This window comes from Burkholderia sp. Ax-1719, assembly GCF_011753055.1.
Lineage (GTDB): Bacteria > Pseudomonadota > Gammaproteobacteria > Burkholderiales > Burkholderiaceae > Paraburkholderia.
Genome location: NZ_VWWJ01000009.1, coordinates 1 through 26931, shown reverse-complemented (window position 1 = coordinate 26931; position 26931 = coordinate 1). Strand labels below are relative to the sequence as shown.

The following is a 26931-nucleotide window of genomic DNA, read 5'->3' as shown; positions in this document are numbered from 1 at the left end:
GAAAAAACGGCGAAAACCCGGCGCGAGAACCGGGTTCGCACACGCAGCGGATCATGTTGATCGATGCGTGCGCAACCAGTCTCGCGCCGGGCAGCGATTAGTTCGCCGGTGCGGAGCTCACTTGCGTGCCGAGCGTTTCGTCGAGGTACAGCGGCGTGGTGACCGGCGTACCCGTCAGGTTCAGCATGCCGCGCAGATCGCCAGCCGTGGCGTCGAACGAGCCGCCACCCAGACGTGCGCCGCCGAGCCAGTTGTCTTCGATGAAGCGAACCACCGAAGCCTGGTCGATGAACGTGTGATCGACGTAGTTCGTCTTGGCGTACGGCGAGATCACCACAAACGGGATACGCGTGCCCGGACCGCAACGGCCGTTGACCGGCGCGCCCGTCACACCCAGCGGCTGCGTGCCCGAACCGCACACGCCGTTACCGCCGAGCTGGTCAGCTGCAGCCGCCGACGAGCGGACCGGCGCCATGTACTGGTGGTCGTACCAGCCGTCCGAATCGTCATAGGTCACGACGACGAGCGTGTTCTTCCAGTCCGGCTGTTGCATCAGGAAGTTCACGACCTTCGTAACGAAAGCCTGTTCGTCGAGCGGGTCAGAGTAGCCAGCGTGCGCATCCTGAGCAGCCGGAGCCTTCAGGAAGTTCACCGACGGATAGTTGCCGGCCTTCACAGCGGCAAAGAAGTCATCCGTGTCGTACTGGTGGTTCGCCGGCTCAGCCGTCTTGCCGTCGGTTTCGAGGCTCGAACCGATTGCAGCCGTCGAGCTCGGACGCGTGTGCTGCGGGTTCGACGTCGACTTGAAGTACTGGAACCAGTTGTGGTGCGGGATGTAGTCGGCCGTTGCAGCGTTGACCGCCGTTGCCGTCGTGCTGCGCTTGCAACCCGTCGTGCCGTTGGCGTTCACGGTCTGCAGGTTGAAGCCGCCCATGAAGCCGCCCCAGGTGATCTTCTGGCCGTTCAGCAGATCGCCGATGTTGAGCGCGTTGATCATGCCCGAATCGGTCGTGCTGGAGCAGGTGTCGTAGCCCGGATCGACGTCGTTGATCATCGTGAGGCCGCCCGCGCCGTCCTGGATGTAGTAGGACGAGGTCGTGGCCGTAGCCGGCTGCTTCGACGTGTTGACGAGTTCGAGACCGTTGGTCTGACCCGACACCACTTCAAGCGCGCCCGGCGTCGACGGACCGTAGGTCGCCGTCCACGCGTTGTCGCTCATGGCGTACTTTTGCGCGTAGTTCCACAGCGCCGTGACGGTGTTGCCGTCGTAGTAGCCCATCACCTGGCCCTTCGTGCCGAAGGCGCCTGCGCCGCCGCTCGTCGCGCTACCCGTGTACTTCGGGAACAGGTCGAGTGCCCCGTTGTCGCCGGCTTGCTGCTCGGCCGTGTAGGCGTGGTTCTGGTCGGCCGTGGCAGCCTGCGAACGGTCCAGACGGAAGGGATTGGCTGCGCCCGTGCCGTTAGCCGTGTTCGTGAAGTTCGGGTTCGACGTCAGCAGCGAACCCGTCAGGCCGTTGACGCTCGGCGTGCCCGAAGCGGCCGAGAATGCCGGCTCGCCCGACGGGTTCGTCGAGTTCGGGTAGGTGGCGAAGTAGTGGTCGAACGAGACGTTCTCACCGTAGATCACCACGAGATGCTTGATCGGCGTGTTGGTCGTGAGAGCGTCTTGCGCGGACACCGCCGCGGTAGCCGACCCAGGGTTCGAGTTGTTGCTGCTACCGCACGCGAACAGTGCGGCGGCAAGGCCAGCGCACGGCACGGCGAGTAATGCTCGGCGATACATGTTGTTGGGCTCCATCGATTCTTCGAGTTGGTTTTAGAGTCCTGGACGCGTCAAAAAGACGTGTGGGCTGCCTTTCGTATTGAGCGCGCTTCAGGTAATGCGCCAGACATCAGGGCGAGCGAATTACAACATCGCAACATGACTACACGGCGACCATTCCATTTCCTTAAGCTTTCGCTACATTTCAGATTCGAAAGAAATGGGAAGGAATAACAACATGTGGGAAGACGCGTTTTGCACTCGCGTTTCGCGCGAGCTATAACTGGAAATGCAGCGTGGACGTTCTCTGCGCGCCCGCTCCATCCCTTCTTTCTTGCGCCGCGCCTCGCTGCGCCGCCTCCCGATCCGGCGGAGGCGCGCCGACTGTGTAAGGCCTTTGGTAAGGCTTTAACTAACACGTTGAGCGCCGGCATTCCGGCCTTCCTCTCGAACTCGCACGGCGCGGCAACGCGCGCCGTGCGTGCGTCGGGGCGCGTCTTTCGACGGCCCTGGCGTTCAAGAAGGAGTGTGGAGATGAAGATCCGATTGGCGTTTATCGCCGCCTTCGTGACGGTCGCAACCGCAACCGCGCCGGGCACCGCCCAGGCGAAAGACGAGCCCATTTCGCAGGAGCGCGCCCATCAGTCGATGACCAACGATGCGAACGCGTCCGCCCAGGCGGGCACCGATATGTCGTACGGCGGCGTGCCCGATACGGGCAGCGCGTCGGGACACCGCATCGGCAAATCCTGCTGGCCGCGTTCGGACTGCGATATTTATTTCGGGCAGTAAGCGCTATGCGATGAAGGTCCGCCGCGAGAACGCGAAAGGCCTTCAAACAAGGGGTTTTCTCGCCGCACGGGCATGCGGCGAAGAGGGTCGCGCCTTGCTCAAGTCAGGCGCGGGTTGAGTGCGCGCCTTTGATTTCATCGTGATCGTTGGCTCGCGCTCATTGCACCGTGTTCTGCAACAACCCGGCCATCCGTTGCAGCGGCGCGAGCAATTCGGGCGCGATGGCGTAGAGCGGCCCGAGCGTCTGCGACACATCGCGATAATCGACGTGGATGTGGCCGGTGTCGTCCTCCCAGACCACCAGACGCAGCGGCAACTCCAGTGCGGAATGCGGATTGGCCGCCATGATCGGCGTGCCCGCCTTCGGATTGCCGAACAGGATCAGGCGCGTGCGCCGCAGATCGAGGCCTGCGAGCCCGGCGGCCTCGCGCTGGTCCACGTCTGCGAACACGATCGCGCCCACGCCATCCAGCGCGGCTTTGATACGGGTGATGGTCGTGTCGAAGTCGTGGGCGCTCTTGAGCGTCACGACGGATGAGGGGTGTTGCCCGTGCCCGATCGTCATGGCTTGTGCTCCGAAATGGATGTCACGCATGCATGCGTGCTCTCGCACTGTAGTCCATAAAGCGGCGCACTGAAGACCGAAACGGCGCTTTGCCATTGACGACGCGAATCGATTCGCGTCGTCACGGGCTTAAACCGCGCCCTGCAGACAGTTGTCCTCGCGCCAGCCGTAAAGCCACTGCAAGGCGTCGTAGAACTGATCCTGCGTGCGTCCCACCCACAGCGAATTGCGCACTAGCCGCTCGACGCCCTTCGCGTGATAGATGCGGCCCATTTCGCGCGCCGAATACAACACGCGCGCCGCACGCGGAATACGCGCCTTTTCGTAGATCGCGAAAGCCTTTTCGAAGTTGCCGTCAGCCGCTTCGAAGGCAGCGCCCAAGGCCACCGCATCTTCGAGCGCCTGGCAAGCGCCCTGGGCGATGTATTGCGTCATCGGATGCGCGGCGTCGCCCAGCAGCGTGGCGCGGCCGAAGCTCCAGCGCTCGACCGGATCGCGGTCGGCCGTCGCCCAGCGCCGCCACGATGTCGGACGATCGAGCATCTGACGCGGCTTCGCATGCACGCCTTCGAAATAGGACAGCACCTCTTCCTTGCTGCCGTCGCGCACGCCCCACTCCTCCTGTTCGCGGCTATGGAACGTCACGACGAGGTTGTACTGCCGCCCGCCGCGCAGCGGATAGTGCACCAGATGGCAATGCGGGCCGGCCCACACCACCGGCGCGTTGATGCGCAGGTCTTCGGGCATGTTGTCGGTTTCCACCACAGCGCGATAGACCACATGGCCCGTCACGCGCGCGGCGTCGCCAATCAGCTTCGCGCGAATCGCCGATTTCACGCCGTCGCAGCCAATCACCGCATCGGCGCGATAACGCTCGCCGTGCTGGTCCGTGAGCGTCACGCCCTTTTCGTCCTGTTCGAGCGTCTGCACCTGTGTGCTGGTGCGAAACTGGATCAGCGGATTGTTCTGCACTGCTTCGAGAATCGACAGGTGAATATCCGCGCGATGGATCACCGCATACGGATTGCCGAATCGCTCGCGAAAGCGCGTGCCGGTTTCAATGCGCGCGACTTCGCTCGCATCGGTGGCGTCCATCAGATTGAGCCAGTCGGTATAGACGGCACGCCCGCGCGCCGCTTCGCCCGCGCCCAGCGCATCGAGCGCATGAAACGCATTGGGGCCGAGCTGGATACCCGCGCCAATTTCGCCGATCTTCTCTGCCTGCTCCAGCAGCAGCACGCGCACGTTGCGGCGCGCCAGCGCAAGCGCCGCCGCCAGACCGCCAATGCCGCCGCCAACCACGATCACGCGCGGTCCGGTTTGATTCGTTGTACTCATGGTGAATGTCTCCTCTGACCGGATCACGCGATATAGTCGGGTTGCCGTTGCGGCTGTGCTTGAATGAAGGCCGGATGCGTCTGCGCATGTTCGTAGATCGCAAGCGACTTCGGATACGCGCTCAACTCGCAGCCCATACGCAAGGCATTGCCGATCTGCGGAATCAGGCAGCAATCCGCCAGCGTGGGCTGCGCGCCGAAGCACCACGGCCCTTCGCTGCGCGCACGCACGAGCAGGCGCTCGACGCCCGCCATGCCTTCGGCGATCCAGTGGCGATACCAGTCGTCCTTCTGCGCGGGCGTGATCTTCAACACGTCCTGCAAATAGCGCAGCACGCGCAGATTGTTGACCGGGTGAATATCGCAGGCGATCAGATTCGCCAGTTCGAGCACGCGAGCGCGCATCAGCGGCTCGGTGGGAATCAGACGCGGCTCGGGATGCCGTGCGTCGAGCCAGTCGATGATCGCCAGCGACTGGCCGAGCGGGCCGCCGGCGCCCAACGCGTCGTCCGCCAGCGCGGGCACGGCCGCCGAGGCATTCACCTCGCTCACATATTGCGTGCCGCGATGCGCGAGCGTGCGGATATTCACCGGCAACGTGGCGTAGTCGAGTCCCTTGAGTGCGAACGCAATACGCACGCGCCAGGACGTCGAGCTATTGAAAAAACTATAAAGCTCCACGATCGATACTCCTGCGGCCTCAGACCACGCGAACGGTGAGTTCACCCAGACGCTCGACGCCCACTTTCATGGTCTCGCCCGCCTTGACCGGCCCCACACCTTCGGGCGTGCCCGTGAAAATCACGTCGCCCGGTTCGAGGCGGAAGAGTTTCGACAGATACGCCACCGTTTCCGCCACCGACCAGATCAGATGCGAGACATCGCTCTTCTGTTTCGTTGCGCCATCAACGCTCAGCCACAAACCGGCTTTTTCGAAGTGGCCCACATCGCTTGCGCGGTGGATCGGGCCCATCGGCGCGGAACGGTCAAAAGCCTTGCCGATTTCCCACGGACGGCCCATCTCGCGCATTTTCATTTGCAGGTCGCGGCGCGTCATATCGAGGCCAACGGCGTAGCCCCAGACGTAGTCGAGCGCATTGTCGACCGCGATATCCGCACCGCTCTTGCCGATCACCGCCACCAGTTCGGCTTCGTAGTGGTAGTTGGCAGTTTGCGTTGGATACGCGAGTTCAAGCGTTTCGCCATCCGCGACGGGCACAATCGAATCGCCGGGCTTGCAGAAGAAGAACGGCGGTTCGCGGTCAGGATCGAAGCCCATTTCGCGTGCATGGGCGGCGTAATTGCGGCCCACGCAATAGACGCGGCGCACCGCGAACTGATCATTGGAACCGGCAACGGGAACGGCAACAGGTGCTTCGGGAGTAAAGACGAAAGCCATGATTCTTTGAATACTCGTTTAAATTGAGGAAGGGCGCGACGGCGCCTGAACAATGCGAATCTGCCCGCAAATCAAACACGCGCTTCGCGCAGCAGATTCAGCGCCGTCATCACCGGGCGATCCGAATAGCTGAACAGCACGCTGTCGTCATCGGCGTCGAGACGCACCGGGACCCACGAAGGCGCGACGAATACATCGTGCGGCGCGAATTCGAACGCCGTGTCGCCGATATGCGCGGTGCCCCGCCCTTCGACCACGCAATAAACCGTGGCGTCGGTGCTGCGGTACGTGCGGCCGCGAAAGCCTTTCGGCAGGAATTGCATGAAGGTGGCGATGGTCGGCATCGGCCAGCCACCCGTGGCGGGGTTCACGTAGCGCAGCTTCACGCCATCCCAGGCGTCGAGATCGCCGTGACGATAAAGCGTGTCTAGCGCTTCGCGGCTGCGTTCATACGGATAACTAAAGATAGGCGAAGTCGGATCACTCACCTGATGGCGCACCGGCAGCATATTGCTGCCGAAACGCGCAAAGCTGTCGCCTTCAGGGCGCGTGACCGGCTGGGTATCTTCGGGGAAATTTTCGGCGAAGCTGGCGTCCAGATGCGCGACCAGCGGAATATCCAGGCCGTCGAGCCAGATCACCGGTTCGCCGCCCTCGTCGAGCGAAGGATTACCGTGGTCATGCCACGTCCATGACGGCGTGATGATGAAATCGCCCGGATGCATGGTGGTGCGCTCGCCATTCACGGCCGTCCATGCGCCCTTGCCTTCCACGATGAAGCGCAGCGCCGATTGCGTGTGCCGATGGCTCGGCGCGATCTCGCCAGGCAGCATCAACTGCAGGCCAGCGTAAAGATTCGGCGTGACAGCCGATTTGCCGGGCAGGCCCGGGTTCTCCATCACCAGCACGCGGCGCACGGCTTCGGCGGCGCTGATCACGCTGCCCGCCTGCATCACCAGTTCGCGGATCTGCGCGTAGCGCCAATGCGCCGGCTGCGCCTTCGGTTGCGGCAACGCCGAAACGAGCGTGTGCAGCGACTCCCACAGCGGCGAGAGTTGCTGGCGAGCAATACGCTCGTAATAGGCAGCGCGGGATTCGTTTTGAACCGTCGACATCGGTGTCTCCATTTTTTTGGCGGCGCGCGTCGTATGCGCGTCAGCTTCTGCGCGCGGCCGGATTCGATCTGCAACGAGTGAATTTATAGTTCCGCAAGGCATACCCTGTAAAATGACAAATTCATCTCATCCATATACTTCTGGATATACCTCGGAACGCGCGACATGACGGACTGGACCCATAGGCTGCGGCTGCGGCACCTGGAATTGCTGCTCAAGGTTGGCGAAACCGGCAACCTGAGCCAGTCGGCGGCGGCGCTCAACACCACGCAGCCGGCGCTGTCAAAATGGCTCAAGGAACTGGAGGAGGACATCGGCCTGCCGCTGTTCGAGCGGCACGCGCGCGGGCTGCGGCCTACTTCGTACGGCGAGGCGCTGATCGCGCACGCGCGGCGGATCGCCGGGCATCTGGACAGCGCGCGCGACGATCTCGCCGCGCAGCGCGACGGCGGCAGCGGGCTGGTGGCGATTGGGACTTCGGGGGTTTCAGCGGCGGATACGGTGCCGATGGCGGTCGCGCGGCTCGTGAAGGAACTGCCGCGCGCGCAAGTGCGTCTGGTCGAAAGCACCATGAATCTGATGATGCCGCAGCTCGCGCGCGGCGAACTCGATATCGTGGTCGGGCGGACTTCCAGCGAAGAAGTCGATCCGTTGCTGGACGGCGAAGTGCTCTACCGCGAGCGCATCAATTTCGTTTCGGGCCTGGAGCACCCGCTCGCCTCACGCCGCTCGGTCGGCTGGGACGATGCGTTCGCGTATGCGTGGATCATCTGGCCCGAGGGCACGCCGGTGCGCAAGGCGCTGGAAACCGCGCTCGCGGCGGCGGGACGCGGCTTGCCGCGGCATTGCGTGGAATCGAATTCGTCGATCCTCAATGTCACGCTGCTCAACCAGACCGAGCTGCTAGGTGTGGCGTCGCATCGCGCGGCCATGCGCTTCGCGCGGCTCAACGCCCTGCACGTGCTGCCGATGAGGCTGACGGGATTTGGATCGGTATCGATGTACTGGCGCGCGGACAGCGTGAATCGCGTCGCCGTGGCGCTTGCGCTGGAGCATTTGCGTGCGTGTGCACGCATCGGCGCGGCGGATCCGGACGGCGATGGGGATATCGATGACGAAGAGGAAGAAGGCGCGCGCATTGCACCGCGCCCGAAGCGAACCCGCCAGCAAACGGCGCAAAAGCCGCCAGCAGGCCGACGCGCGCGACCAGCCGATCAGCGCTGACGCGCTCGCCCTGGCTGCTTAAAGCATCGGCGCGAGTTGCTGGACCTGCTGCGCAAAATGCTGCTTGTCGTCGCCGTCCAGCGCGGTGCGCACGGGCAGATCGACGGTTAGCGGGTCTTGCGGCACGTTGTCCACGTGCACCTCGTAATGCAGGTGCGGGCCGGTCGCCCAGCCGGTCTTGCCGACATAGCCGATCACCTGGCCCTGCTTCACCTGCTGCCCCGCGCGCAGCGACTTCGCGAAACGCGAAAGATGCGCGAAGGTCGTCGAATAGTCGCCGAAATTCTTGATCTTGATCACGCGTCCGTAGCCGATTTCCCAGCCTGCGAACGTGACCGTGCCCTCCGCGCTCGCGTGCACGGGCGTGCCGATCGGCGCGGCCAGATCGACGCCTTCATGCGCCTGCCAGCGATGCGTGACGGGGTCCAGGCGCAGCGGCGAAAACTCCGACGACACGCGCGTGAAGTTCACCGGATAGCGCAGGAAGGTCGGCGCGGCGGGCGTGCCGTCGGCGCTGTAGTAGAAGGCCTTGCCGTCGAGCTTGCGGAACAGGAACAGGTCGTGCGATTCCTTGCCCGTGGAGATGCGCATCGCGACTGGCGTGGCGCTGGCGTCCGGGGCGGCCGCAGACGCCGCCGATGCCGATGCCGCTGTCGTCGCGTTGCCTGCCTTGTCGCGGAACACGAAGCGCACTTCGCTGCCCGGGCGCAGATCGCGGCGGAAATCCAGCCGCCCTTCCAGCGCGTGAGCGAGCTTCGCGGTGATCGCGGCGTCGATACCCAACTGGTCGGCGGCTTCCGAGAAGCTGTGCGTGACCTTCACGGTCTCCACATGGTAGACGGGCGCGGCAGGCACGGGCGCGGGAACAGAAGCGGCTACGGGTGCTGAGGCACGGCGCGCCAGTTGTTCGGGCATGTCGTCGGATGCGTGCAGCGAGACATCGACGGACTGGCTCGGCATCTGGTGCGAAAGCCATGCTGTGCAGGCCGTGCTGAGAGCGGCGACGATGAACGCTTTGCCCGCGACTCCCGAAGATGTCGTCGATACGAGCTTGGGCATCTACTGGGTACGGATTACTTGGCAGAAAGCCGCGCGCGACGCGCCGCTTTCAAAGAGACACCGACGCCATTGCAGCGTCGATGAGCGAAGGCACCGAGACTAAAGGACGATTCTTAAGCGAATCTTAAAAAAACGTCAAAAATGTTGAATCCCTGTTTTTAACAGATCGATCGCCGGAATTTGCAGAGGAATGACCGCTGTTGCAGCAACCCCAGCGATCTCCATTATGCGGGGCGGATCGGCTCGAATGCCAGGCAGCCGAAATAGCCGTCGATTTCCTCGATCCACCGATACTGCAACACCCGCGCGCCTGCGCAACCGTGCGTATCCCTGACCACCTGCGGCGGCGCGGGAAACGCGCCCGGCGTCTGCCCGCGCAGATCGACACGCAGCGCCAGCAAACCTTCGGTGATGCCCAGACCCAGCGTCTTCAACAACGCCTCCTTGGCAGTCCAGCAGCGGAAAAATTGCGCGGGCTGAAGCGGGTGCGGCGCGTCTTCAATCGCCTGCCTTTCCTCGGGAGTGCAAACCAGTCGCGCAAGTCCTCGCCAGTCGATCGATTCGTTGATGCGCTCGATATCGACGCCCACGCCGCGCCGCTGCGATAGCGCGATCAAGGCGTGATCGCCCGAATGCGACACGTTGAAAGACAGCGTATTGCCGAGCGAATCTGCCAGCATCGGCTTGCCCCGCTCCGAAACCACCAGCGGCACGTCGCGCGGATCCATGCCCAACGCCTCGCCCAGCAATGCGCGCAACGCCGAGCGCGTCGAGGCGAAGCGCACCTGATCGGGCAGCCGCATGTAACGCGCCGCTTTCGCCCGTTCGGCGGCGTCGAGAAAAGGCATCTCAGCCGGGCGCGCGTCCTGAAAATCGAAGCGCAGGCGCCATACGTCGACATCATCCGGCCAGCGGCCGTTCGCATTCACGCGCAGTCTTCGCGCAGAGTCATTCAAGGGATCGGTCATCGCAGCAGCATAAATTAATCGGATACGCCATTCAATGAATGAGAATCATTTGCAAATGAGCGAAATTTTCATCATCATAGGAAACGTTTCTCTCATTGGATCGTGCCATGGACATGCCTGTTACATCGACGCCGGAAACGGCCACCACGAACGCCGCAACGCCTGCCCAGGCGGCGTTTTTCGAAACGTTGCTCGCACGACAATCGGCATGGCCGCTGGTCGAACCCGGTCCCGGCGACGCCGAACTCGAACTGATCTTCGACGCCGCCTTGCGCGCCCCCGATCACGGCCGTCTGCGCCCCTGGCGCTTCACCTTCATTCGCGGCGAAGCGCGCGCCGAGCTAGGCGAGATTCTCGTCGATGTCGCCGCCGCGCGCGAACCCGGCACGCCGCGCTCCGCGCATGAACACCGCCGCGACAAAGCCTTCGCCGCGCCGCTCATCATCGCGCTGGGCGCGTCGGTGGCGCGCGACAGCTCGATCCCCGAACTGGAGCAGATTCTAAGCGTAGGCGCGGCCACCATGAACATGCTCAACGCCATTCACGCGCTGGGCTATGGCGGCTTCTGGGCAACTGGCCCCGACGCCTACGACGAAAAGCTCAAGCTCGCACTCGATTTCGAACCGGACGACAAACTGCTCGGCTTCCTGTTCGTTGGCACACCGAAGTCTGCGGAACGCGAAGCGGCCCGGCCGCCGCGCGCGCATTACTTCCGCGAATGGCTGGGCAGCTCGTCCATCTGATCGCTCGCCCACTCTTCACGTCATCGACGGGCGGCGCATGCAGAAGAGGATGCACGCCGCCCGTCAGCCAACGAGACGCCATGGCGCAATCTCACCGACACTCAGTGACCCACACGCCCGATCCCAGCTTTATCCCCTGGAAGTTCGACGACATCGAGCTTCGTCCTCAGCGCTTTCCCCACTCCACTGAATTGACGCTCTGGCGATTTCGCGCCGAGTGGGGTTCGGCCGCGCGCACCGCGCTGCCCTTCCATCTTTCCGCCGACGAGCAGAACCGTGCCGCGCGCAGCCCGAGTTCGGCGATCGCCAAGCGCTATCTGGTGTCGCGCGCGGTGCTGCGCAATATCCTGTCGCCGATGCTGGACTGCCCGCCGGAGCAAATCGATCTGGACGACGATGTGCATGCGCAACCGCAATTGATCGCGCCCGTGCCGCATCAGACGCTGCACATCCGCATGGCCTACGCCGGTATCTGGGTTTTGCTCGGCATGAGCGGACAGCATTTCGGCTTGAGCGTAGCGTTACCGGAGATGCGCTCGACTCAGGGCAACGCAGCGCCTGACGATGCCGGACTCGCTCTTGCGCGCGCGCAGTCGCGTCAGGACAGCGTGCTGGCGCTGACGTCGTCGCTTACGTCGTCGTTCAAGTCATCGGCCGGCGGCTTCGACCTGCAACGCGACGCCCTTCCGCACAGCCGCTGCGAACCCAGCCGCGCCAACATCATCGAACTGCCGATGCCGGGCCAGATTTGCGCCGCCGTCGCCACGCACGAGCCCTTGCATGCCATCAACGCCGTCGGCTGGCGTAGTTACGAACAGATTCTTTAGTGCCCGGTGAACCCTGACTCAAGGTTCATTGCTCAGTACGCCTCTTGCACAAACTCGGCGCCAGACTACCCGACCCGACGCGGCATCGCACCGATGCTCGCCGAGTGGGAATAGAGGTGGGCGGCGTTTGAGCGCGTTCGCCACGAGATCGAGACCCGACTCGCGCATGGGTCGAGCGTGAGGCCGAATACGGCCCGTATCATTTGCGGGCAACTCGCTAGCCGGCAGCGGACACCGAAGACGGCGGAGCATTCACAGACGACGGTCCGCCCGTCTAAAAGAGGAAAGGAGGCCACGCTGAACGGTGGTCGATCCAAGCCGTAGCCGCCACAAACACCTCAAAATCAAACCGTTCAGCCTCGTACCTGGTTAGGCAGCGCCCTACATTGCGGCCAGACAATGGTTGACGCATTTTCAGACTTTGCTCAATAGAATCAGGATGGCTTGCAGGGTAAAAGCCTCTTTCGAGGGCTGTGAACCGGCCCCGCATCGCGGCCTTCCGAACCATGCAGTCCTGTTGCACCGCAGGCCGCCTCTAAAAACAATCAGCAAGGAGGCCAGCCTATGGCGGACCTGCAAGACGTCCTGCGTACCATACCAGGCAGACAGGCGTATCACCTCCACGTGCCCGGTACGGACAGCGCGGCGACACTCTCGGTCGCGTCGTTCGATGCAACCGAGAAGATGGGCGCACCGACCGAGGTGCGTATCGTCCTCACCCATCCGTTACAGCTACCGCGCGCCGACTATCTGAGCCGTGACGCTTCGTTTTCCATCGTTGCAGACGATGGGACCAAGCGCCAGTTTTCCGGGTTCATCGCACGGTTTTCGACCGTACAAACCACGAAGGACTACACGAAATACGAAGCCGTTTTGAAGTCGCACTTCGCACGGCTCGAAGCGGTCACGAATACGGGCATCTATCAGCATCAAAGCACGCCGGACATCATCGCGGCGGTGCTTCGCCGTCACGGCCTGAGGGACCATCAATTCCGGTTCCGTCTGCGCGGACAGTACCCAAAGCACCTGTTCCGCATGCAATACCGCATGACCGATCTGGCGTATTGCCAGATGCTGATGCAGAAGGCGGGCATTTACAGCTATATCGTCGAGAGCGAATACGGCGACGAGGTTGTATTCGGCGACGATATCGACCACTACCTCTACGGCGAGCCGCAACGGATTGTGCCCTACCGAGAAGTGGCAGGACTTGAAGCTGGGGGCATCGAGGCAGTTACGGGGATCCAAACCCATGCCGTGACCGTGCCGCAGTCGTTCATCGTGGCTGACTACAACCCGGCCCAGGCCTGGGAGCGCTTTCGCGACGAGGTCAACATTGCCCCTCAGGACGAAACTACCTACGGGCGGGCGTATGTCTACGGCACGCACCACCTCGACCAGGCTGGTGCGAAATGTGAAGCGCAGCTTCGCCATGAAGCGGCCATCGCCCGCCAGGTCGTCTATGCAGGCGAAAGCAATGTACTCGCGTTGCAGTGCGCGAGCGTGCTTGAGATGGATACCACCCTGCCCGATGCGCCCAAAGGCCAGGTGATTGTCGAGGTGACACACAGCGGCGCGCGCGACGCCGCCTATTCGAACCGCTATACCGCCATCCCCGCCGACCGGCGATTCCGGCTCGAATTGAAGCCCGAGACCTGGGCAAAAGTGCCCGGCACACTTTCGGCACGCGTGACCAGCCCAGACAAATATTCTTACGCGTACATCACCGCAGAAGGCCACTATACGGTGCGCTTCGATGCGGACTTCGCGACGTGGCCGAACGGTGGCGAGAGCGTACCGCTACGTCTTGCGAAGCCGTTCGCGGGCAAGCTGCGAACAGGGATGCACTTCCCGGCGCTGGACGATGCCGAGGCCGTGATTACCTGCCGCGATGGTGATCCAGACAAGCCCGAAATTTCAGCCTTCCACCATCACAGCCAGGCGCGTGACCTGGTGACGAGCGACCGGCGCTGGCTCTCGCGCAACATGATCCGTACGCAGAAGAACAACAAGCTGCGTTTCGAGGACTGGTCCGGCCAGGAGGGGGCCAAACTTAGCACCGAACATTCGGGCAAGTCGCAACTGAGTCTCGGTTACCTGGTGAACAACAAGCTCGAATGCCGGGGCGAAGGCTTGGAGCTTCGGACATCGGGTTACGGGGTGAATCGCGCCGGCAAGGGCATGATGTTCACGGCCTACGACCGCCCCGGCGCGACCGGCAAGCAACTCGACATGCAGGAGACCATCGCGCAGCTTGAAACCGCACTGGCGACCGCGAAGGCGCTCGCCGCGTCCGCCAGCAGCGCCAAGGCCGAACCCGCCGACACCGACGCCCAGCAGCAGATCAAGGACGATCTGGACGGCCTGAAGAAGCCGGGGCTGCTGATGAGCACGCCTGCATCGGTGGCACTTGTCGCGGGCCAAGGCATGCAGTTCTCGGCACAAGAAAACATTAACGCCGTTGCCGGGAAGAATGCCGACTGGAGCGTGCTGAAGCGTTTCACGGTCGCGGCGGGCGAAAAGCTGTCGCTGTTCGCGCAGAAACACGGCATCAAGATATTTGCGGCCAAAGGTCCAGTCGAGTTTCAGGCTCAAAGCGGCCCGATGTCGCTCATTGCCGACAAGGATGTGAACGTCGCCAGCGTCAACGGCAAGGTGAACCTGTCCGCCGCGAAGGAAATCATCCTTGAGTGCGGCGGCGCATTCGTCCAGATCAAGGACGGCAGCATTACGCTCGGCGGCCCTGGCGATCTGTTTTTCAAGACCATCACGGTCCAGAAGAAGAGTAAAGCACAGATGCAACTGGCTGCATCTTCGTTTTCGTCGAAGATGGTGCCGTTCACATTTGCGTGCGACTCGTGGCGCCGTCCGATGACTTCTACTGGGACAGCATCACCACCATCAGCGCCCCAAGCCTCCGATTGGAATCAATTTGCCAATTCTGCGAGCGCCGAAGGCGAGCCCCCTGCACCGGCCGTGAAGCGTCCGTCAGCAAAAGCGCAGACTGCCGGAGCCAATACGCGGAACACTGGGTCTCCGACAGATGCATCCGGAGCTACGCCACAAGCTGCCAAATCTACGCCGCTGGCGACGACGCCTGATCTGTCAGCCGCTGATAGTGATCCGGCACACGAGCCGAAGCAGCTGCTCGCAGATGATCCAAGCACACCTATGAAGCTGACTGCGCCTGTCGCATGTGATTGGCACACTCCAGCGTTTACGACGGAGTGCAACGATACAACCGAAACGGGATCCTATTATGGATGGATAGATGAGGACACTCCGTGGCCTACTCCTGACATGCGCGGAACGCGATCGCTAAGCGGAAATCAATTCGATACAGCGTTCGAACTGTCATACGACGAAAAGAGCACCACACTCTACGCAACGGTCAGAGTCGTGCTCGCGCCCGTTGACATTGTCCGGTGCGATTCCTCAGGCAAGCCATTGTCCGGAAGTGATGGAAAGCCGCAATCCATACCGTACGATCATGATGCGCACTGGCAAGTGGCCGGCAACGGAGTCAACAATCCGCTGAATGGACTCGTTCTTCAATATCGCGATGGGGCCGGCGCAGATTTCAATGTAGCAGGGAGAAAGGCGCACATTGAAGCCGTATTGAACGGACATAGGAGCAAATTGATCCTGAATGGTTGTTCGAAAAATGCCGCTTGTGGATGCCGCGTGTCTGTTGTATTCAAGGTGGAAATCCTTTTAAGTATCAAGAACGCATCCGTCGGCAACAGAAAGAAAATTCACAAAAAAATTAATCTTTTCCCGCAAACTCAACGCGCCGATGGAGGCTCGTGGGGTGAAAACAATATGTATTGCGAGAAACAGCCGGACGACAGTGTCGTTTGGAAAGATATGCCATATGAGACCAACGTGATTGCGCACGAATGCGGTCATTTATTCAATTTCCCCGATGAATATTGGTCATACGGCGGCTGGGTACATCAGCAGTATATTGAAAATAAGCAGCTGAATTTCCCACTGGGAAACGTCAACAAGGATAAAGCGACGTGGCAGCTCCTTTCGCAGAGCAATCTGATGGGATACGGTGCGAATCAGCAGGTGCAGAACAGCGATAAAGCTAGTCCAAGTGCCACTGTGCACCCCTACTATCTAGAGTATGTCAGGCGACATTTCTGTGAATTGACTGGTGAACTCCCACAATACCTGAATAACGATAGAACCAAGCCTGTATGGCGAAAATGGAGAATTGGCTATGAAACATGAGTCAGACGAAATAAAAAATTTCTCCATTGTTAAATTATTAATAATAATTGGCTTTATTTTTGGAATATTCACAATGACGAAAATTTTGCTTGCAGACGAAACAGACACTCACGACAAATCGTTCGCAATCACTGCACGAGGCGATCACCACGCAGGCGCTAACGGCATTGGCGTCTGGCCGTTGACCGGTCAAATCCGCATCGGAATATCGAACGCGCTTTCAAGCACACTGAACAATAGCTATGATGGCGTGGGCCTCCTGGACGCGAACCTGTCTTCGGACGAGATTAGAATAGCGAAGGATATTCACGATCAGTTATGCCATGTATCTGAAGAGAAGCCAACTACAGATCTCCAGATAGACCCGATGATAGACTACTCAGTAGGCTGCGTTCGGGATGGAAAAGCAGTAAATTATCAAGGTCGCCTTGGTGATTTACCTAAAAAATTGGCTTTTCTTGTAGATGATTTCTACAAAAATTCAATAAGAAAATATACTCCCGATGGTCGAGCAATCGTCAAATTCGATGTAATCATTTCTGATGTTCAGCGACAGACGAATGGCTTTCTCGTCTCGGTAAAGTTTTTCAACAGTGGAAACTATTCAATAAAAATGAGAACGCCTGACCAATGGACAAAACTTGGTGGCGATCGACTTGATGTCAGCGGATTCCGCACAGACGGATATGGCGAATGGCGCGCCGATCTTGCTGGCGCTCCTGTAGTGAACAAGGGCGAGTATTCCGTTGATACCATCACACAACCGACGGGCGAATCGGGGACGTTTGTCACGATACCGGCGGGCGACTCCGTTACGTATAAGTTCCTGTCCGCGCCAGCAGCTAAAGTGCCCCAAGGAGCCTACGACTTTGGTGCTATTGTATTCGCGAGTATCAACGTCAAAGGCATCTTCGGTATAGGGGGGCGAGTCAACTTCGTTTCCGATCGGACAAAGCAGGCGCACGTAATGATTAACACTGACTATCCATCGACGCCGAAGGAATGGAAGGACTACGAAGCGCGCCAGCGGGAGAAAATGTCTTCTCATAGATTTCCCCCCGGTGCAGTGGTTGTCGAATCCGGTCACTACCGTAAAGTGGCGGTCAGCGGCGAACGAGGCCAATTTGTAGTGAGCTTGATGAGAGGTGAGCGAACGCCAGCACTCGACCAACCATTTAGCTATTGGGTATGGGACGCTGACTTGACGCTACCGGCAAGATGCAAGCCAGGTGAACCTTGTCCCCGCGACGGTCGCTGGATAGCACGAACCATGAGGATAGGGTCGACAGACGGAGATGTAGTACATCCAGAATTCGAGCGCGACATGGACACGGGCGAGATTGCTCCGGACCTTAGCAGTTTGGGTGGTATGGTGCCGTACCACTACTGGCAGTGGTACGGTGCTTGATCGGCGAATTACCCTGTGATAGATGAAGTGCTCCATGCAACAACCAGCCACTCGTCGAGGTAGCGAGCGATATCGAAAATCGCCTTGCCAATCGATGCCTTTTGCGGCCTCGTCGATTATCGCAAACCTGCGCCGCTCATGCTTCCATCATTGGTCATCGGTGTTCCATAAGATCAGTCCGATGATAGGTCGCTTCAACCTTGTTCGCGACCGTATGTACGAGCGCCCGCTCGGCGAGGATCCGGCAAAGCGCAGAACGAATTCAGGCTCCCCTCAAGCCGCCGAAGCCCGCATCTCCTCAACCGCCCCGCCCTGCTTGCCGTCCGTGATCGACACGATGTGCCCGTCGCTCACCCGCACGACGCGATCCGCCGCGTCGAAGAAGCGATCGTCGTGCGAAATCGCAATCACAGTGCGCCCCATGCGCTTCAATTCCGGCAGCAGCTCGCGATAGAACACGCGGCGGAAGGTCGGGTCCTGATCGGCGGCCCACTCGTCAAGCATGATGACGGGCCGCGCCTCCAGCATCGCCTGCACCAGCGCAAGGCGCTTGCGCTGTCCCGTCGAGAGATCGGTGGTCGTGAACGCGCCGTTTTCCACGCTGACCTTATGCGCGATTTCCAGCCGCGCCAGCGCGTCGCGCGCAAGCTGCATATTGGCGGCATCGTCGGAAACGAAGTCGTCGAACAGGAAGTAATCGGCGAATACCGCCGAAAACAGTTGCCGATACGCATCCGCGCCTTCATGCGTGACAGGCTGGCCGTTGAGCAGCAACTCGCCTTCCTGCGGCGCGTAGAGGCCGAGCAACAGCTTGATGAGCGTGGTCTTGCCGCAGCCGTTCTCGCCGACGATAAACACGATCTCGCCGCGCTTGACCTCCAGATCGACCGGCCCGAGCGCAAAGCCGCGCGCGCCCGACGGCGCCGGAAACGCGTACGAAGCGTGCCGCAGCGCGAGCGATTCGAACGCGGGCAACGGCGCATCGGGCGCGTCGATCAGCAGGTCAGGCTCATTGTTGCGGAATTCGGCGGACAGCTCGGCGATCCGCTTGAACGACACCTGCGCCTGGCCGAGCGCGGGCAACGCGCTCGACAGCTGCTGCACCGGCCCCTTCACGTACAGCAACGTGATGACGAAGCCGCTCACCACCGACGACGCCACGCCCAGCCGATGCTGCAACACCACCATCAGCCCGATCACCACGAAGAACAGCACCGACGACGTGCTCTCGTGCACCCAGAACAGACTCATCGCGCGCGTCTTGAGGCTGGCGATCAGATCGACCGCGCCGCCCAGTTGCGCCGCAAACACACGACGACGGCGACCGCGATTCATGCGCAGTTCCTTCGCGCCTTCCGTGATCGAGCGATATTGCTTCTGCAGATCGTCCTGCGCGTCGCGCACCTTGTCGTAGTAGCGGTTCCAGCCGCGCCGCGCCCAGCGCGCCATCAGCAGGCCCGCAAAAATCGCAAACGCCGCCAGCCCGAACAGCACCGGCGAAAGCACCAGCAGATAAACGATACAGCCCAGCGTCAAAGCGAGCGCAATCGCGTAGCTCGAAAAATTGAAGGTGAAGGCGCTGATGGTGTCGATGTCGCCATTGAGCGTGGCAAGCAGCCGATGTACGCGATAGTTTTCGATTGCCGCCAGCGGCGCGCACACGATGCGCGAAGAAATATCCTTGCGCAGCGCCGCAATCACCTTCTGGCCCACCACGCTATTGGCCAGCCCCGCCACCAGATTGCCGCCGACCGTCAGCACGCACAGCCCGACGAACGACCAGGCGGTGCGCTCGCTGACGCCGCCCGCCTCGTGCAGACCATCGTTGACGGCGGCCAGCAGCCAGGCCGTCGAAAAGCCGCCGATGCAACCCATCACCGTCGCGAACAGGGTGAGCGGCCAGAAGCGGCCGATCAGGCGCAGCGCATCGCGCATGACGTGCAGCGCGGGCGACGCCTGAGCGGCGCGCGCCGCGCCGTCGTGTTTCGTGTCACTCATTGGATTGCTCCTTATTGCGTGTAGTGCTCGTGATGCCTGTATTGCCTGTGCTGCGCATTCAGCGGCCCAGCGACCACATCAGATACAGACCGCCTGCGATCATCGCCAGCAGACCCGCGGGCATTTGCTGCGGAAACAGCACGTTGCGACTCAGCCAGTCCGACACCACCATCAGCAGCGCGCCCAGCAGCGCCGAAGCCAGCAGCTCGGTCGCCGCGCGCCGCAGGCCCATGCGGCGCACCACATGCGGCGCCATCAAGCCGATGAACGAAAGCGGCCCGACGATCATCGCCGCCGCCGCGCTCAAGAGCGCCGCCAGCAGCAGGATCAGAAAGCGTGCGCGGCGCACCGGCACGCCCAGCGTCGCCGCCACCGGCGCACCGAGCGGGAAGATGTCGAGCCAGCGCGTGCACAGCAGCGCCAGCACCAGCAGCACGACCGCCACGACCAGCGCGAGCGCGGCGAGCGGCGCGTCGATCATATAGGTCGAACCCATCAGCAGATTGCGCAGCATCGGCGCATAGGGACCGCTGCCCGCGATCACCAGCCCGAACACGGCCTGCGACAACGCCCCGACCGCAATGCCCGCGAGCAGCAACTGCTCGGTGGCGAAGCCGCTGCGGCGCGCCAGCGCCAGCATCGCCAGCAAGGTCGCGAACGCGCCTGCGCCGCAGGCCGCGAACATCAACGGCGCGCCGGGCGCATGCACCGCGAACAGCAGCACGATCATGCCGAGCATCCCGCCACCGCTGATGCCCAGCACCTCGGGACTCGCCATCGGATTGCCGGAGAGCCGTTGCAGCAGCGTGCCCGCCAGCGCGAGCAGCGCGCCGACCGCGAGCGCACTCTCGATGCGCGGCGCGCGCCAGTGCCACAGGCCGCGCCACTCATCGGCGGCAGCCCAGTGCCAGCCTTCGATGCCGCGCCCGAAACCCGCCGCGAGGATCACCGCCGCCAGCAACGCCAGGCCGCCGCCAATCAGCACGCGCCGCGCCGCATGAGGCGAACACGGCGTCTGTGCGCGGCCCAGCTCCGCATGCGGCGGCGCGGCGCGCGCCTTCAGGCGCGGCACCAGCCACAGCAGCAAGGGCCCGCCGAACAGCGCCGTGGCCGCGCCCGTGGGCAGCAGTTCGCCCGCGAGACCGCCCAGCTGCTGGATCGCCTGATCGGTGACCCAGAGCAGCAGCGCGCCGATCACGGGCGCCCACGTGAGCTGATCGCGCAGACGCCGTGCGCCGCAGGCGCGCGCAATGGCCGGCGCGGCAAGACCAATGAAGCCGATCACACCGACCGCCGCCACCACGAACGCCGTCAACGCCACCGCCGCGGCCAGCGCCAGAAAGCGCGTGCGCGTGAGCGAAAGACCCAGACTGCGCGCGCCCGCATCGTCGAGACCGGCCAGCGTGAGCGGGCGCACCAGCGCGCCGCACACCAGCGCGCAGACCAGCACGCGCGGCAACAGCCACAGCGTGGTGTGCCAGTCCTGCTGCGCAAGCGCGCCGCCGCCCCAGATGAACATCGCCGTGAGCGAGCGCTCGTAGATGATCGACAACGCCAGGCTGATCGCGCCGCAATACAGGTTGACGATCATGCCGCCCAGCACCAGCGTGACCGGCGCAAACGCACGCCGCCATGCCAGCGCGAACACGAACAGCATCGCCAGCGCACCGCCCGCGAGCGCCACGCCTTCGCGCCAGGCCGCGAGCCACGCGGGCGCCCAGAGCGTCGCGAGCAGCAGCGCCAGATAGGAGCCGGCGGACACGCCCACCGTCATCGGTTCGGCGAGCGGATTGCGCAGTACCTGCTGGAACACCACGCCTGCCAGCGCGAGCGCCGCGCCGCACAGCAGCGAAATCGCCAGTCGCGGCAACCAGCTGTAATGCACCACCATTTCGCGGATATCGCTGACATCGGGTGCGAATAGCGCATGCGTCCAGTCGGCGGCGGGCACATGCGCGGCCAGCCCGCGCATGGTGAATAGCACCGCGACGACCAGCAATCCGAACAATCCGAGCAGCGGCCGCCGTGCATGCCAGCTACCGCCGCCGCGCGTCATCGAAAGGTCATGCATGATGCGCCTCCTGCGAGAGCACCACATCCGCGAGTTGCCCCGCGAAACGCGCGCCGCTGTAGAGCGCGCCGCCCTGCGAAACCTTCGGCATGCTGGCCACGCGGCCCGCGCGCGCGAACGGCAGGCTGCGCCAGAGCACGCCTTGCGCGAGCGTGTCGCGCGCGGCGTCGGGCAGTGGATCGATATAGACGAGCCGCGCATCGGCCGCATCTTTTACATCGGCGAGGCGGGTGAAATCGGTCACGGCATAGCCGCGGGCGTTGTTCGGGCCGGTCCACGCGTTGCGCAGTCCCAGCCGTGTCATGACGTCGCCGAACAGGCTGCCCGGGCCGTAAGCCAGCAGATGGCGGTCATCGACGAATTCCACCACGAAGATCGGCGCAGTCGCCTTGTTGGCGACGGCCGCGGTGGCAATACGCGCACGCGCGGCGGCGAGCTTCGCATCGGCGTCGGCGATCGCGGCATTGGCCTGCGGTTCGCGTTCCAGCACGCGCGCGAGGCGCTGCGTCTCCTGCGCGATCTGCCGCCACGGTTCGACACCGGGCGCGGAGAGCGCCAGCGTGATGGTCGGCGCAATGCGTTCGAGTTGCGCGCGCATGGGCGCGTGGGCAGGTGTGAGCACCAGCAGATCGGGCCTCAGTTGTTCGAGCAGTTCGAAATTGGGCTGATACAGCAAGCCGATATCGATCACGCCCTCGGGCAGCGGCGGCGCGACATTGGTGCGCCGATACCAGTCGGGCACCGAGGTCGCGAGCGGCGTCACGCCCAGCATGAGCAACATTTCGGTGAGCCCGAAGTCCATCACGACAATGCGGTGCGGCACAGCGGAAGGCGCTTGCGCAAAAGACATGAGCGGCGCACACGCGAAGCCCGCGGCGGCCAGCCCGAGCAGACGGCGTCGATGCATGGCGGGCCCCTTCAACGCGGATAGCAGACCGGCACCCCGCCCTGCGGATGCGCCAGCGTATCCATCGGCACGCCGTAGATCGATTCGAGCACGTCGGAGCGGCAGATCTCGGCGGGCGTGCCGCGCACCAGCAGGCGGCCGCTGTGCAGCGCCACCAATTCGTCGCAAAAGCGTGCCGCCATATTGATGTCGTGCAGCACCACGATCACGCCCAGACCGCGCGTCGAGCTCAAACGCTGCACGAGACCGAGCACGTCGAGTTGATGCGAAATGTCGAGCGCGGAGATCGGCTCGTCGAGCAGCAGGCAGTTGCTGTCCTGCGCGACCAGCATGGCGAGCCAGACGCGCTGGCGCTCGCCGCCCGAAAGCTGATCGACGTAACGGTCCGCGAAACGCTGCACGTCGGTCAGTTCCATCGCATCGGCCACTTTCTGCGCGTCGTTCGCGGTAAAGCGCCCCAGCGCGCCATGCCACGGATAGCGGCCAAGCGCCACCAGTTCGCGCACCGTCATGCCATCGGCGGGCGGCGGCGTCTGCGGCAGATACGCAACCTTGCGGGCGAACGCGCGCGCGTCCCAGCTTTCGAGCGCCTCGCCTTCGAAGCGCACCGTGCCGCGCGTGACCGCCTGCTGGCGCGCGAGCACGCGCAGCAGCGTGGTCTTGCCCGAGCCGTTATGGCCGATCAGCCCGCACACGCGGCCCGGCGCGAGGCGCAGGCCCACATCGGCGAGCAAGGCACGCGAACCCACCTGCACGCCCAGACCTTCGACCGCGTAAAGCGGCGCCTCATCGCGCGGCGCATTCACGCGCGCGGCTTCCATCACTGGCGTTGCCAAAACCGTGTACTCCTACAGTTGCGCGGCGCATTCCCTGCGAACGTCCGCGCGCGATTCATGCGGATTATGTCTGCTTCAAGCACAATCAAGCGAAAAGCCGCGCGCCGCCAGATGCGACGCGCGGCCAGAGCAGCACGGCTCAACCACTCGCCGTGCGGCTGTTCCTCGCACTTACCACTGATACTTCGCCGTCCCCAGCACGCCGATCTTCGAACCGTAGTAACACGCGCCGCCCGAGCAGTACGCCACATACGTGCGGTTGGTCAGATTGGTCGCGTTGACCTGGAACTTCCAGTTGCGCCAGTCGTAATGCACGGCCGCATCGAGCAGCACCACGCTGCCGACATCGAAGGTATTGGCCGTATCGCCCGCCGACATGCCGATGTAGCGCACGCCGCCGCCGAAGCCCAGACCGCGCAGCGGGCCGGCGTGCAGCGTGTAGTCGGCCCACAGGTTCGCCATGTTGCGCGGCGCCATGGTCGGACGCTTGCCCACCTGGCTCGCCGTGTTCGACTCCAGCACCACCTGGTTCAGATAGGTGTACGAACCGAGCACGGACAGATCGTCGGTGAGCTGGATATGGCCTTCGAGTTCCAGGCCACGCGAACGCACTTCGCCGGTCTGCACCGAATAGCCCGGGTGATTCAGGTCGGTCGTCGCCACGTTGTGCTGCGTGAGATCGAAGATCGCCGCCGAGTAGAGCGCGTTATAGCTCTTCGGCTGATACTTCACGCCCACCTCGTATTCCTGGCCGGTCGTCGGCACCAGCGCCTGGCCCGCGAAATTCACGCCCGTGGTCGGCTGGAACGACTTTGCGTACGAGAAGTACGGCGCAATGCCGTTGTCGAACAGATACGACAGGCCGCCGCGCCACGTGAACGCATGCGGCGTCTGATTCTGCAGACCCGTGGACGAACCGCTCGTCTGGATGTTGGTCGAGGTCCAGTCGTTGCGGATGCCCAGCGTGAGCAGCCAGTGACGATATTCGACCTGATCCTGCAAATACACGCCGAGCTGGTCGGTGGCGGTATCGACGCGCTTGGTCGTGGTGGTGAGCGTGCCGAGCGAGCCGAAGTCCGGCGCGAACGGATTGAGCGTGCCGATCGAACCGGTGCCCGAATTCGTGCCGCTGAGCATGCGCAGATAATCGACGCCGAACAGCACCGTCTGCTTGACTTCGCCGGTCGAGAATTTCGCTTCGACCGAGTTGTCCATCGCGAACTGGCTCAGATGCTCGCGGTCGAGGAACGCGCCCATGGTCAGCACGGACTGATTCGTGCCCGCCTTCCAGGTGTTGAAGTACGACTGACGATAGTCGATATCGTCATGCATGTAGCGCGCGCTCGAATGGAACGTGAAGACGTTGTTGATCTTCTCTTCGAACTTGTAGCCAAACGCGTACTGCGTGCGATGGAAGTAATCGGTATTCGGATTGCCGATGTAGGTGCCGGGGCTGATCTGGCCGTTCGGGTTATAGGTCGCCGTGCCCTGCACCGGCAACGAATCGAACAGGCCGCCGGCCGGATCGCGCTGATACTGCGCGTAGACCGTCAGGCGCGTGTCGGCGTTCGGCTTGATCGTGACGCTGGGCGCGAAGGCAATGCGCTGATCCTTGACGCCGTCCACCTGGGTGTCGGCATCGCGCCCAAGGCCGACGATGCGCCACAGCACCGTGCCGTCCTTGTCGACCTTGCCGCCCACGTCGAAGGCCGCTTCATAGCGATCGTGATTGCCGATCTGCAACTGGACTTCGTTGACCTGGTCTTCCGTGGCGACCTTCGACACCAGGTTGACGATACCGGCCGGGCTGCCCGCGCCGTAGAGCACCGAAGCCGGACCGCGCAGCACGTCGATGCGCTCCAGCAGATACGGGTCGATACGCGGATTGGCGTAGTACTGGTTCTGCTGCAGCGCGAGGCCGTCGAGGTATTCCGAATAGTCGAAACCGCGCCCGCGCAGCTGATCGAAACGGAAATCGGTCGAGTCCTGCGAGTACACGCCCGGCGTGTAACGCAGCGCCTGGTCGACCGTGGTGGCGCCCTGCTGATCCATCTGCTCGCGCGTCACCACCGACACCGACTGCGGCACGCGCAGCAGCGGCGTGTCCGTCTTGGTGCCGGTCGCCGTGCGTTTGGCGACGATGCCCGCAGTCGGGCCGGTCGGCGACTCGCGCTGCGACTCCACGCTCACGGCGGGGAGTGTGCTGGACTGCGTGCTGGACTGCGTGCTCGATTGCGTCGCCCGCGTCGTCTGTCCGTTTTGCACGCCAGTGGTGCTGTCCGTGCTCGATTGCGCATGCGCGACCGCCGACATGGCCAGCGGCACGCCCAGCAAGGCCAGCCGCACGGGCGAGAGTTTGAAGTTGAGTCCGCGCTGCCCCGTCATCTTGTTTTTCTTACGTCCCTTCATCGGTGCTCTACCAGGTGAATGTTAATGATAATGAGTCTTATTACTTTTACAAAGGCTAAAACGCCCTGCGTCGATAAACGTCGCGGGCACAATGCGATTGTGCAGACAGGGGGACACTGTTTTTTGGCACGCAGGCGCTTCAGGATCGAACAGCGTTCGAGCGCGCGCCTGGCGAGTTCAGATGATACAAGCTACTCCACCGCAGAGGCGGACGACTTTGTCCGCCAGACGGACAATTTTTGTCCATTTTGAGCGTCATGATAGACTTTACGGCTAAAACAGACATCGACATCGTGAAGCCTTCTTCCACCGCCTCCCCCGCGCCGAAAAGCGAATTGCCGCCCGTCTTCGGCCAGGCCATCGAGTACGAATCGGGCGCGCGCGAGGTCGCGCACACGCACCCGCGTGCGCAACTGCTCTACGCCACCAGCGGCCTGATCCGCGTGCGCACGCCCGCCGCCAGCTGGGTCGTGACGCCCGATTGCGCGATGCTCGTGCCGCCGCGCGTCGAGCATGAACTGGAGATGGTCGGCAAGGTCGGCTTTCGCACGCTCTACGTCGATCCCTGTCCCGATTGCGGCGACGAAGGGCGTCTGTTGCCCGTCAACGGCCTGCTGCGCGAAGCGATTCTCGTGATGGTCCGCGAACCGGCGCGCCCGCGCGAACCGGGCAGTCTCGCCGACGTCCTCACCCAGCTGATCGTCAACCTGCTCGCCACGTCCGCGCCGGTGGACGAAATGCCGGGCCGCCTGCCCTTGCCGCAGCATCCGCGTCTGCAACGCATCTGCCAGGCGCTGATCGAGCAACCCGCCAACAGCGACTCGCTCGAACATTGGGCCGACCGCTTCGGCGCAAGCTCGCGCACGCTGGCGCGGCACTTCCAGCGCGAGACCGGCATGCCGTTCGCGAAATGGCGCGAGCAGATGCGCGTGTCCGAAGCCATGTGCCTGCTGTCGACCAATACGCCCATCGACGCGGTCGCCGCCTGGCTCGGTTACGCCGATACCAACTCCTTCGCGGTGATGTTCAAGCGCGTGCTGCATATGACTCCGCTGAAATACCAGTCGATGATGTGCGCCGCCACGCTCGTCGCGTAGCGGCGCGGTCTTACCTCAATCTGCGGCAGGCAAGGCCGCCAGCAACACGCTGCGCACTTCGTGGAGCACCTGCGGATGCCACGCGATCGCATCGTGCGCCGCTGCGACCTCGCGCGAATCGCGCAGCTGCGCGCCGGTTTCGCGCCAGCGCGCCGCGTCCTCAACGGCCGGACGG

The 26931-nt window shown here is 62.8% G+C and carries 19 protein-coding genes and 1 pseudogene; 7 read left to right on the top strand and 13 right to left on the bottom strand.

Going from position 1 to position 26931, the window contains the following annotated elements; all coding sequences use genetic code 11:
- Positions 1-97: 97 nt before the first annotated feature.
- Positions 98-1783 (bottom strand): alkaline phosphatase family protein, encoded by a 1686-nt coding sequence (locus F3J17_RS17690; protein ID WP_167061822.1) that lies wholly within the window; start codon positions 1781-1783, stop codon positions 98-100.
- Between the two features lie 513 nt (positions 1784-2296).
- Here F3J17_RS17690 and F3J17_RS17685 point away from each other — a divergent pair.
- A complete protein-coding gene (locus F3J17_RS17685) occupies positions 2297-2554 on the top strand; it encodes a hypothetical protein (protein WP_167061257.1) in 258 nt (85 codons plus the stop codon).
- Positions 2555-2711: 157 nt separating this feature from the next.
- Here F3J17_RS17685 and F3J17_RS17680 read toward each other — a convergent pair whose 3' ends face one another.
- The 5 genes from F3J17_RS17680 to gtdA form a co-directional block, all read right to left on the bottom strand.
- Positions 2712-3119, bottom strand: coding sequence for a DUF302 domain-containing protein (locus F3J17_RS17680; RefSeq protein WP_167061255.1), 408 nt, complete (start codon positions 3117-3119; stop codon positions 2712-2714).
- Between the two features lie 129 nt (positions 3120-3248).
- Positions 3249-4457, bottom strand: coding sequence for a 3-hydroxybenzoate 6-monooxygenase (locus F3J17_RS17675; protein WP_167061252.1), 1209 nt, complete (start codon positions 4455-4457; stop codon positions 3249-3251).
- A 23-nt stretch (positions 4458-4480) separates the two neighbouring features.
- A complete protein-coding gene (gene maiA, locus F3J17_RS17670) occupies positions 4481-5137 on the bottom strand; it encodes a maleylacetoacetate isomerase (protein ID WP_167061249.1) in 657 nt (218 codons plus the stop codon).
- A gap of 19 nt (positions 5138-5156) precedes the next feature.
- On the bottom strand, positions 5157-5855 hold the full coding sequence (locus tag F3J17_RS17665; RefSeq protein WP_167061246.1) for a fumarylacetoacetate hydrolase family protein: 699 nt from the start codon (positions 5853-5855) through the stop codon (positions 5157-5159).
- 71 nt (positions 5856-5926) lie between these two features.
- A complete protein-coding gene (gene gtdA, locus F3J17_RS17660; RefSeq protein WP_167061243.1) occupies positions 5927-6970 on the bottom strand; it encodes a gentisate 1,2-dioxygenase in 1044 nt (347 codons plus the stop codon).
- 165 nt (positions 6971-7135) lie between these two features.
- Between gtdA and F3J17_RS17655 the strand changes: the two genes are divergently transcribed.
- Complete coding sequence (locus F3J17_RS17655) at positions 7136-8194, top strand: LysR substrate-binding domain-containing protein (protein WP_167061241.1); 1059 nt, start codon at positions 7136-7138, stop codon at positions 8192-8194.
- Between the two features lie 18 nt (positions 8195-8212).
- On the opposite strand, the gene F3J17_RS17650 is transcribed toward F3J17_RS17655, so the two are convergent.
- Together F3J17_RS17650 and F3J17_RS36600 are read right to left on the bottom strand one after the other, a co-directional pair.
- Positions 8213-9154, bottom strand: a complete 942-nt coding sequence (locus F3J17_RS17650; RefSeq protein WP_205194844.1) for a M23 family metallopeptidase — start codon at positions 9152-9154, stop codon at positions 8213-8215.
- A 323-nt stretch (positions 9155-9477) separates the two neighbouring features.
- Positions 9478-10182 carry a 4'-phosphopantetheinyl transferase superfamily protein gene (locus tag F3J17_RS36600; RefSeq protein WP_167061235.1) on the bottom strand — a complete coding sequence of 235 codons (705 nt, stop codon included), beginning with the start codon at positions 10180-10182 and terminating at the stop codon, positions 9478-9480.
- Between the two features lie 152 nt (positions 10183-10334).
- On the opposite strand from F3J17_RS36600, the gene F3J17_RS17640 reads away from it, so the two are divergent.
- The 4 genes and pseudogenes from F3J17_RS17640 (at position 10335) to F3J17_RS17625 (ending at position 17438) form a co-directional block, all read left to right on the top strand.
- On the top strand, positions 10335-10964 hold the full coding sequence (locus F3J17_RS17640) for a nitroreductase (protein WP_167061819.1): 630 nt from the start codon (positions 10335-10337) through the stop codon (positions 10962-10964).
- 80 nt (positions 10965-11044) lie between these two features.
- Positions 11045-11791: a hypothetical protein gene (locus F3J17_RS17635; RefSeq protein ID WP_167061233.1), complete on the top strand. Its 747-nt coding sequence runs from the start codon at positions 11045-11047 to the stop codon at positions 11789-11791.
- 564 nt (positions 11792-12355) lie between these two features.
- Positions 12356-14584, top strand: a pseudogene (vgrG, locus tag F3J17_RS17630) (type VI secretion system tip protein VgrG); the annotation flags it as partial.
- Positions 14585-16019: 1435 nt separating this feature from the next.
- The gene (locus tag F3J17_RS17625; protein ID WP_167061230.1) at positions 16020-17438 is read left to right on the top strand and encodes a hypothetical protein; all 1419 of its coding nucleotides are present in this window, start codon (positions 16020-16022) and stop codon (positions 17436-17438) included.
- A 273-nt stretch (positions 17439-17711) separates the two neighbouring features.
- Here F3J17_RS17625 and F3J17_RS17620 read toward each other — a convergent pair whose 3' ends face one another.
- The 5 genes from F3J17_RS17620 to F3J17_RS17600 all read right to left on the bottom strand — a co-directional run bounded on the left by F3J17_RS17620 (position 17712) and on the right by F3J17_RS17600 (position 25659).
- Positions 17712-19436 carry a cyclic peptide export ABC transporter gene (locus F3J17_RS17620; protein ID WP_167061227.1) on the bottom strand — a complete coding sequence of 575 codons (1725 nt, stop codon included), beginning with the start codon at positions 19434-19436 and terminating at the stop codon, positions 17712-17714.
- Between the two features lie 58 nt (positions 19437-19494).
- Positions 19495-21507 carry a Fe(3+)-hydroxamate ABC transporter permease FhuB gene (gene fhuB, locus F3J17_RS17615; protein ID WP_240161040.1) on the bottom strand — a complete coding sequence of 671 codons (2013 nt, stop codon included), beginning with the start codon at positions 21505-21507 and terminating at the stop codon, positions 19495-19497.
- On the bottom strand, positions 21500-22414 hold the full coding sequence (locus F3J17_RS17610) for an ABC transporter substrate-binding protein (RefSeq protein ID WP_167061224.1): 915 nt from the start codon (positions 22412-22414) through the stop codon (positions 21500-21502). The genes fhuB and F3J17_RS17610 overlap by 8 nt, the downstream gene beginning before the upstream one ends.
- Before the next feature lie 11 nt (positions 22415-22425).
- Positions 22426-23235, bottom strand: a complete 810-nt coding sequence (locus F3J17_RS17605; protein WP_167061813.1) for an ATP-binding cassette domain-containing protein — start codon at positions 23233-23235, stop codon at positions 22426-22428.
- Positions 23236-23421: 186 nt separating this feature from the next.
- Positions 23422-25659, bottom strand: a complete 2238-nt coding sequence (locus F3J17_RS17600; RefSeq protein WP_240161039.1) for a TonB-dependent siderophore receptor — start codon at positions 25657-25659, stop codon at positions 23422-23424.
- 293 nt (positions 25660-25952) lie between these two features.
- Here F3J17_RS17600 and F3J17_RS17595 point away from each other — a divergent pair, with 293 nt between their 5' ends.
- Entirely contained in the window at positions 25953-26756 is an 804-nt protein-coding gene (locus tag F3J17_RS17595) for a helix-turn-helix transcriptional regulator (RefSeq protein ID WP_167061221.1), read from the top strand.
- Positions 26757-26931: the final 175 nt, after the last annotated feature.

What these genes read in the sequence shown, in the direction of transcription:
- fhuB (WP_240161040.1), bottom strand. Translation starts at nt 21,507, where the DNA reads ATGCATGACCTTTCGATGACGCGCGGCGGCGGTAGCTGGCATGCACGG.
- F3J17_RS17620 (WP_167061227.1), bottom strand. Translation starts at nt 19,436, where the DNA reads ATGAGTGACACGAAACACGACGGCGCGGCGCGCGCCGCTCAGGCGTCG.
- F3J17_RS17655 (WP_167061241.1), top strand. Translation starts at nt 7,136, where the DNA reads ATGACGGACTGGACCCATAGGCTGCGGCTGCGGCACCTGGAATTGCTG.
- F3J17_RS17640 (WP_167061819.1), top strand. Translation starts at nt 10,335, where the DNA reads ATGCCTGTTACATCGACGCCGGAAACGGCCACCACGAACGCCGCAACG.
- F3J17_RS17605 (WP_167061813.1), bottom strand. Translation starts at nt 23,235, where the DNA reads ATGGAAGCCGCGCGCGTGAATGCGCCGCGCGATGAGGCGCCGCTTTAC.
- F3J17_RS17675 (WP_167061252.1), bottom strand. Translation starts at nt 4,457, where the DNA reads ATGAGTACAACGAATCAAACCGGACCGCGCGTGATCGTGGTTGGCGGC.
- F3J17_RS17690 (WP_167061822.1), bottom strand. Translation starts at nt 1,783, where the DNA reads ATGTATCGCCGAGCATTACTCGCCGTGCCGTGCGCTGGCCTTGCCGCC.
- F3J17_RS17625 (WP_167061230.1), top strand. Translation starts at nt 16,020, where the DNA reads ATGAAACATGAGTCAGACGAAATAAAAAATTTCTCCATTGTTAAATTA.
- F3J17_RS17600 (WP_240161039.1), bottom strand. Translation starts at nt 25,659, where the DNA reads ATGAAGGGACGTAAGAAAAACAAGATGACGGGGCAGCGCGGACTCAAC.
- F3J17_RS17665 (WP_167061246.1), bottom strand. Translation starts at nt 5,855, where the DNA reads ATGGCTTTCGTCTTTACTCCCGAAGCACCTGTTGCCGTTCCCGTTGCC.
- F3J17_RS17635 (WP_167061233.1), top strand. Translation starts at nt 11,045, where the DNA reads ATGGCGCAATCTCACCGACACTCAGTGACCCACACGCCCGATCCCAGC.
- F3J17_RS17680 (WP_167061255.1), bottom strand. Translation starts at nt 3,119, where the DNA reads ATGACGATCGGGCACGGGCAACACCCCTCATCCGTCGTGACGCTCAAG.
- F3J17_RS17650 (WP_205194844.1), bottom strand. Translation starts at nt 9,154, where the DNA reads ATGCCGAGCCAGTCCGTCGATGTCTCGCTGCACGCATCCGACGACATG.
- F3J17_RS17685 (WP_167061257.1), top strand. Translation starts at nt 2,297, where the DNA reads ATGAAGATCCGATTGGCGTTTATCGCCGCCTTCGTGACGGTCGCAACC.
- gtdA (WP_167061243.1), bottom strand. Translation starts at nt 6,970, where the DNA reads ATGTCGACGGTTCAAAACGAATCCCGCGCTGCCTATTACGAGCGTATT.
- F3J17_RS17610 (WP_167061224.1), bottom strand. Translation starts at nt 22,414, where the DNA reads ATGCATCGACGCCGTCTGCTCGGGCTGGCCGCCGCGGGCTTCGCGTGT.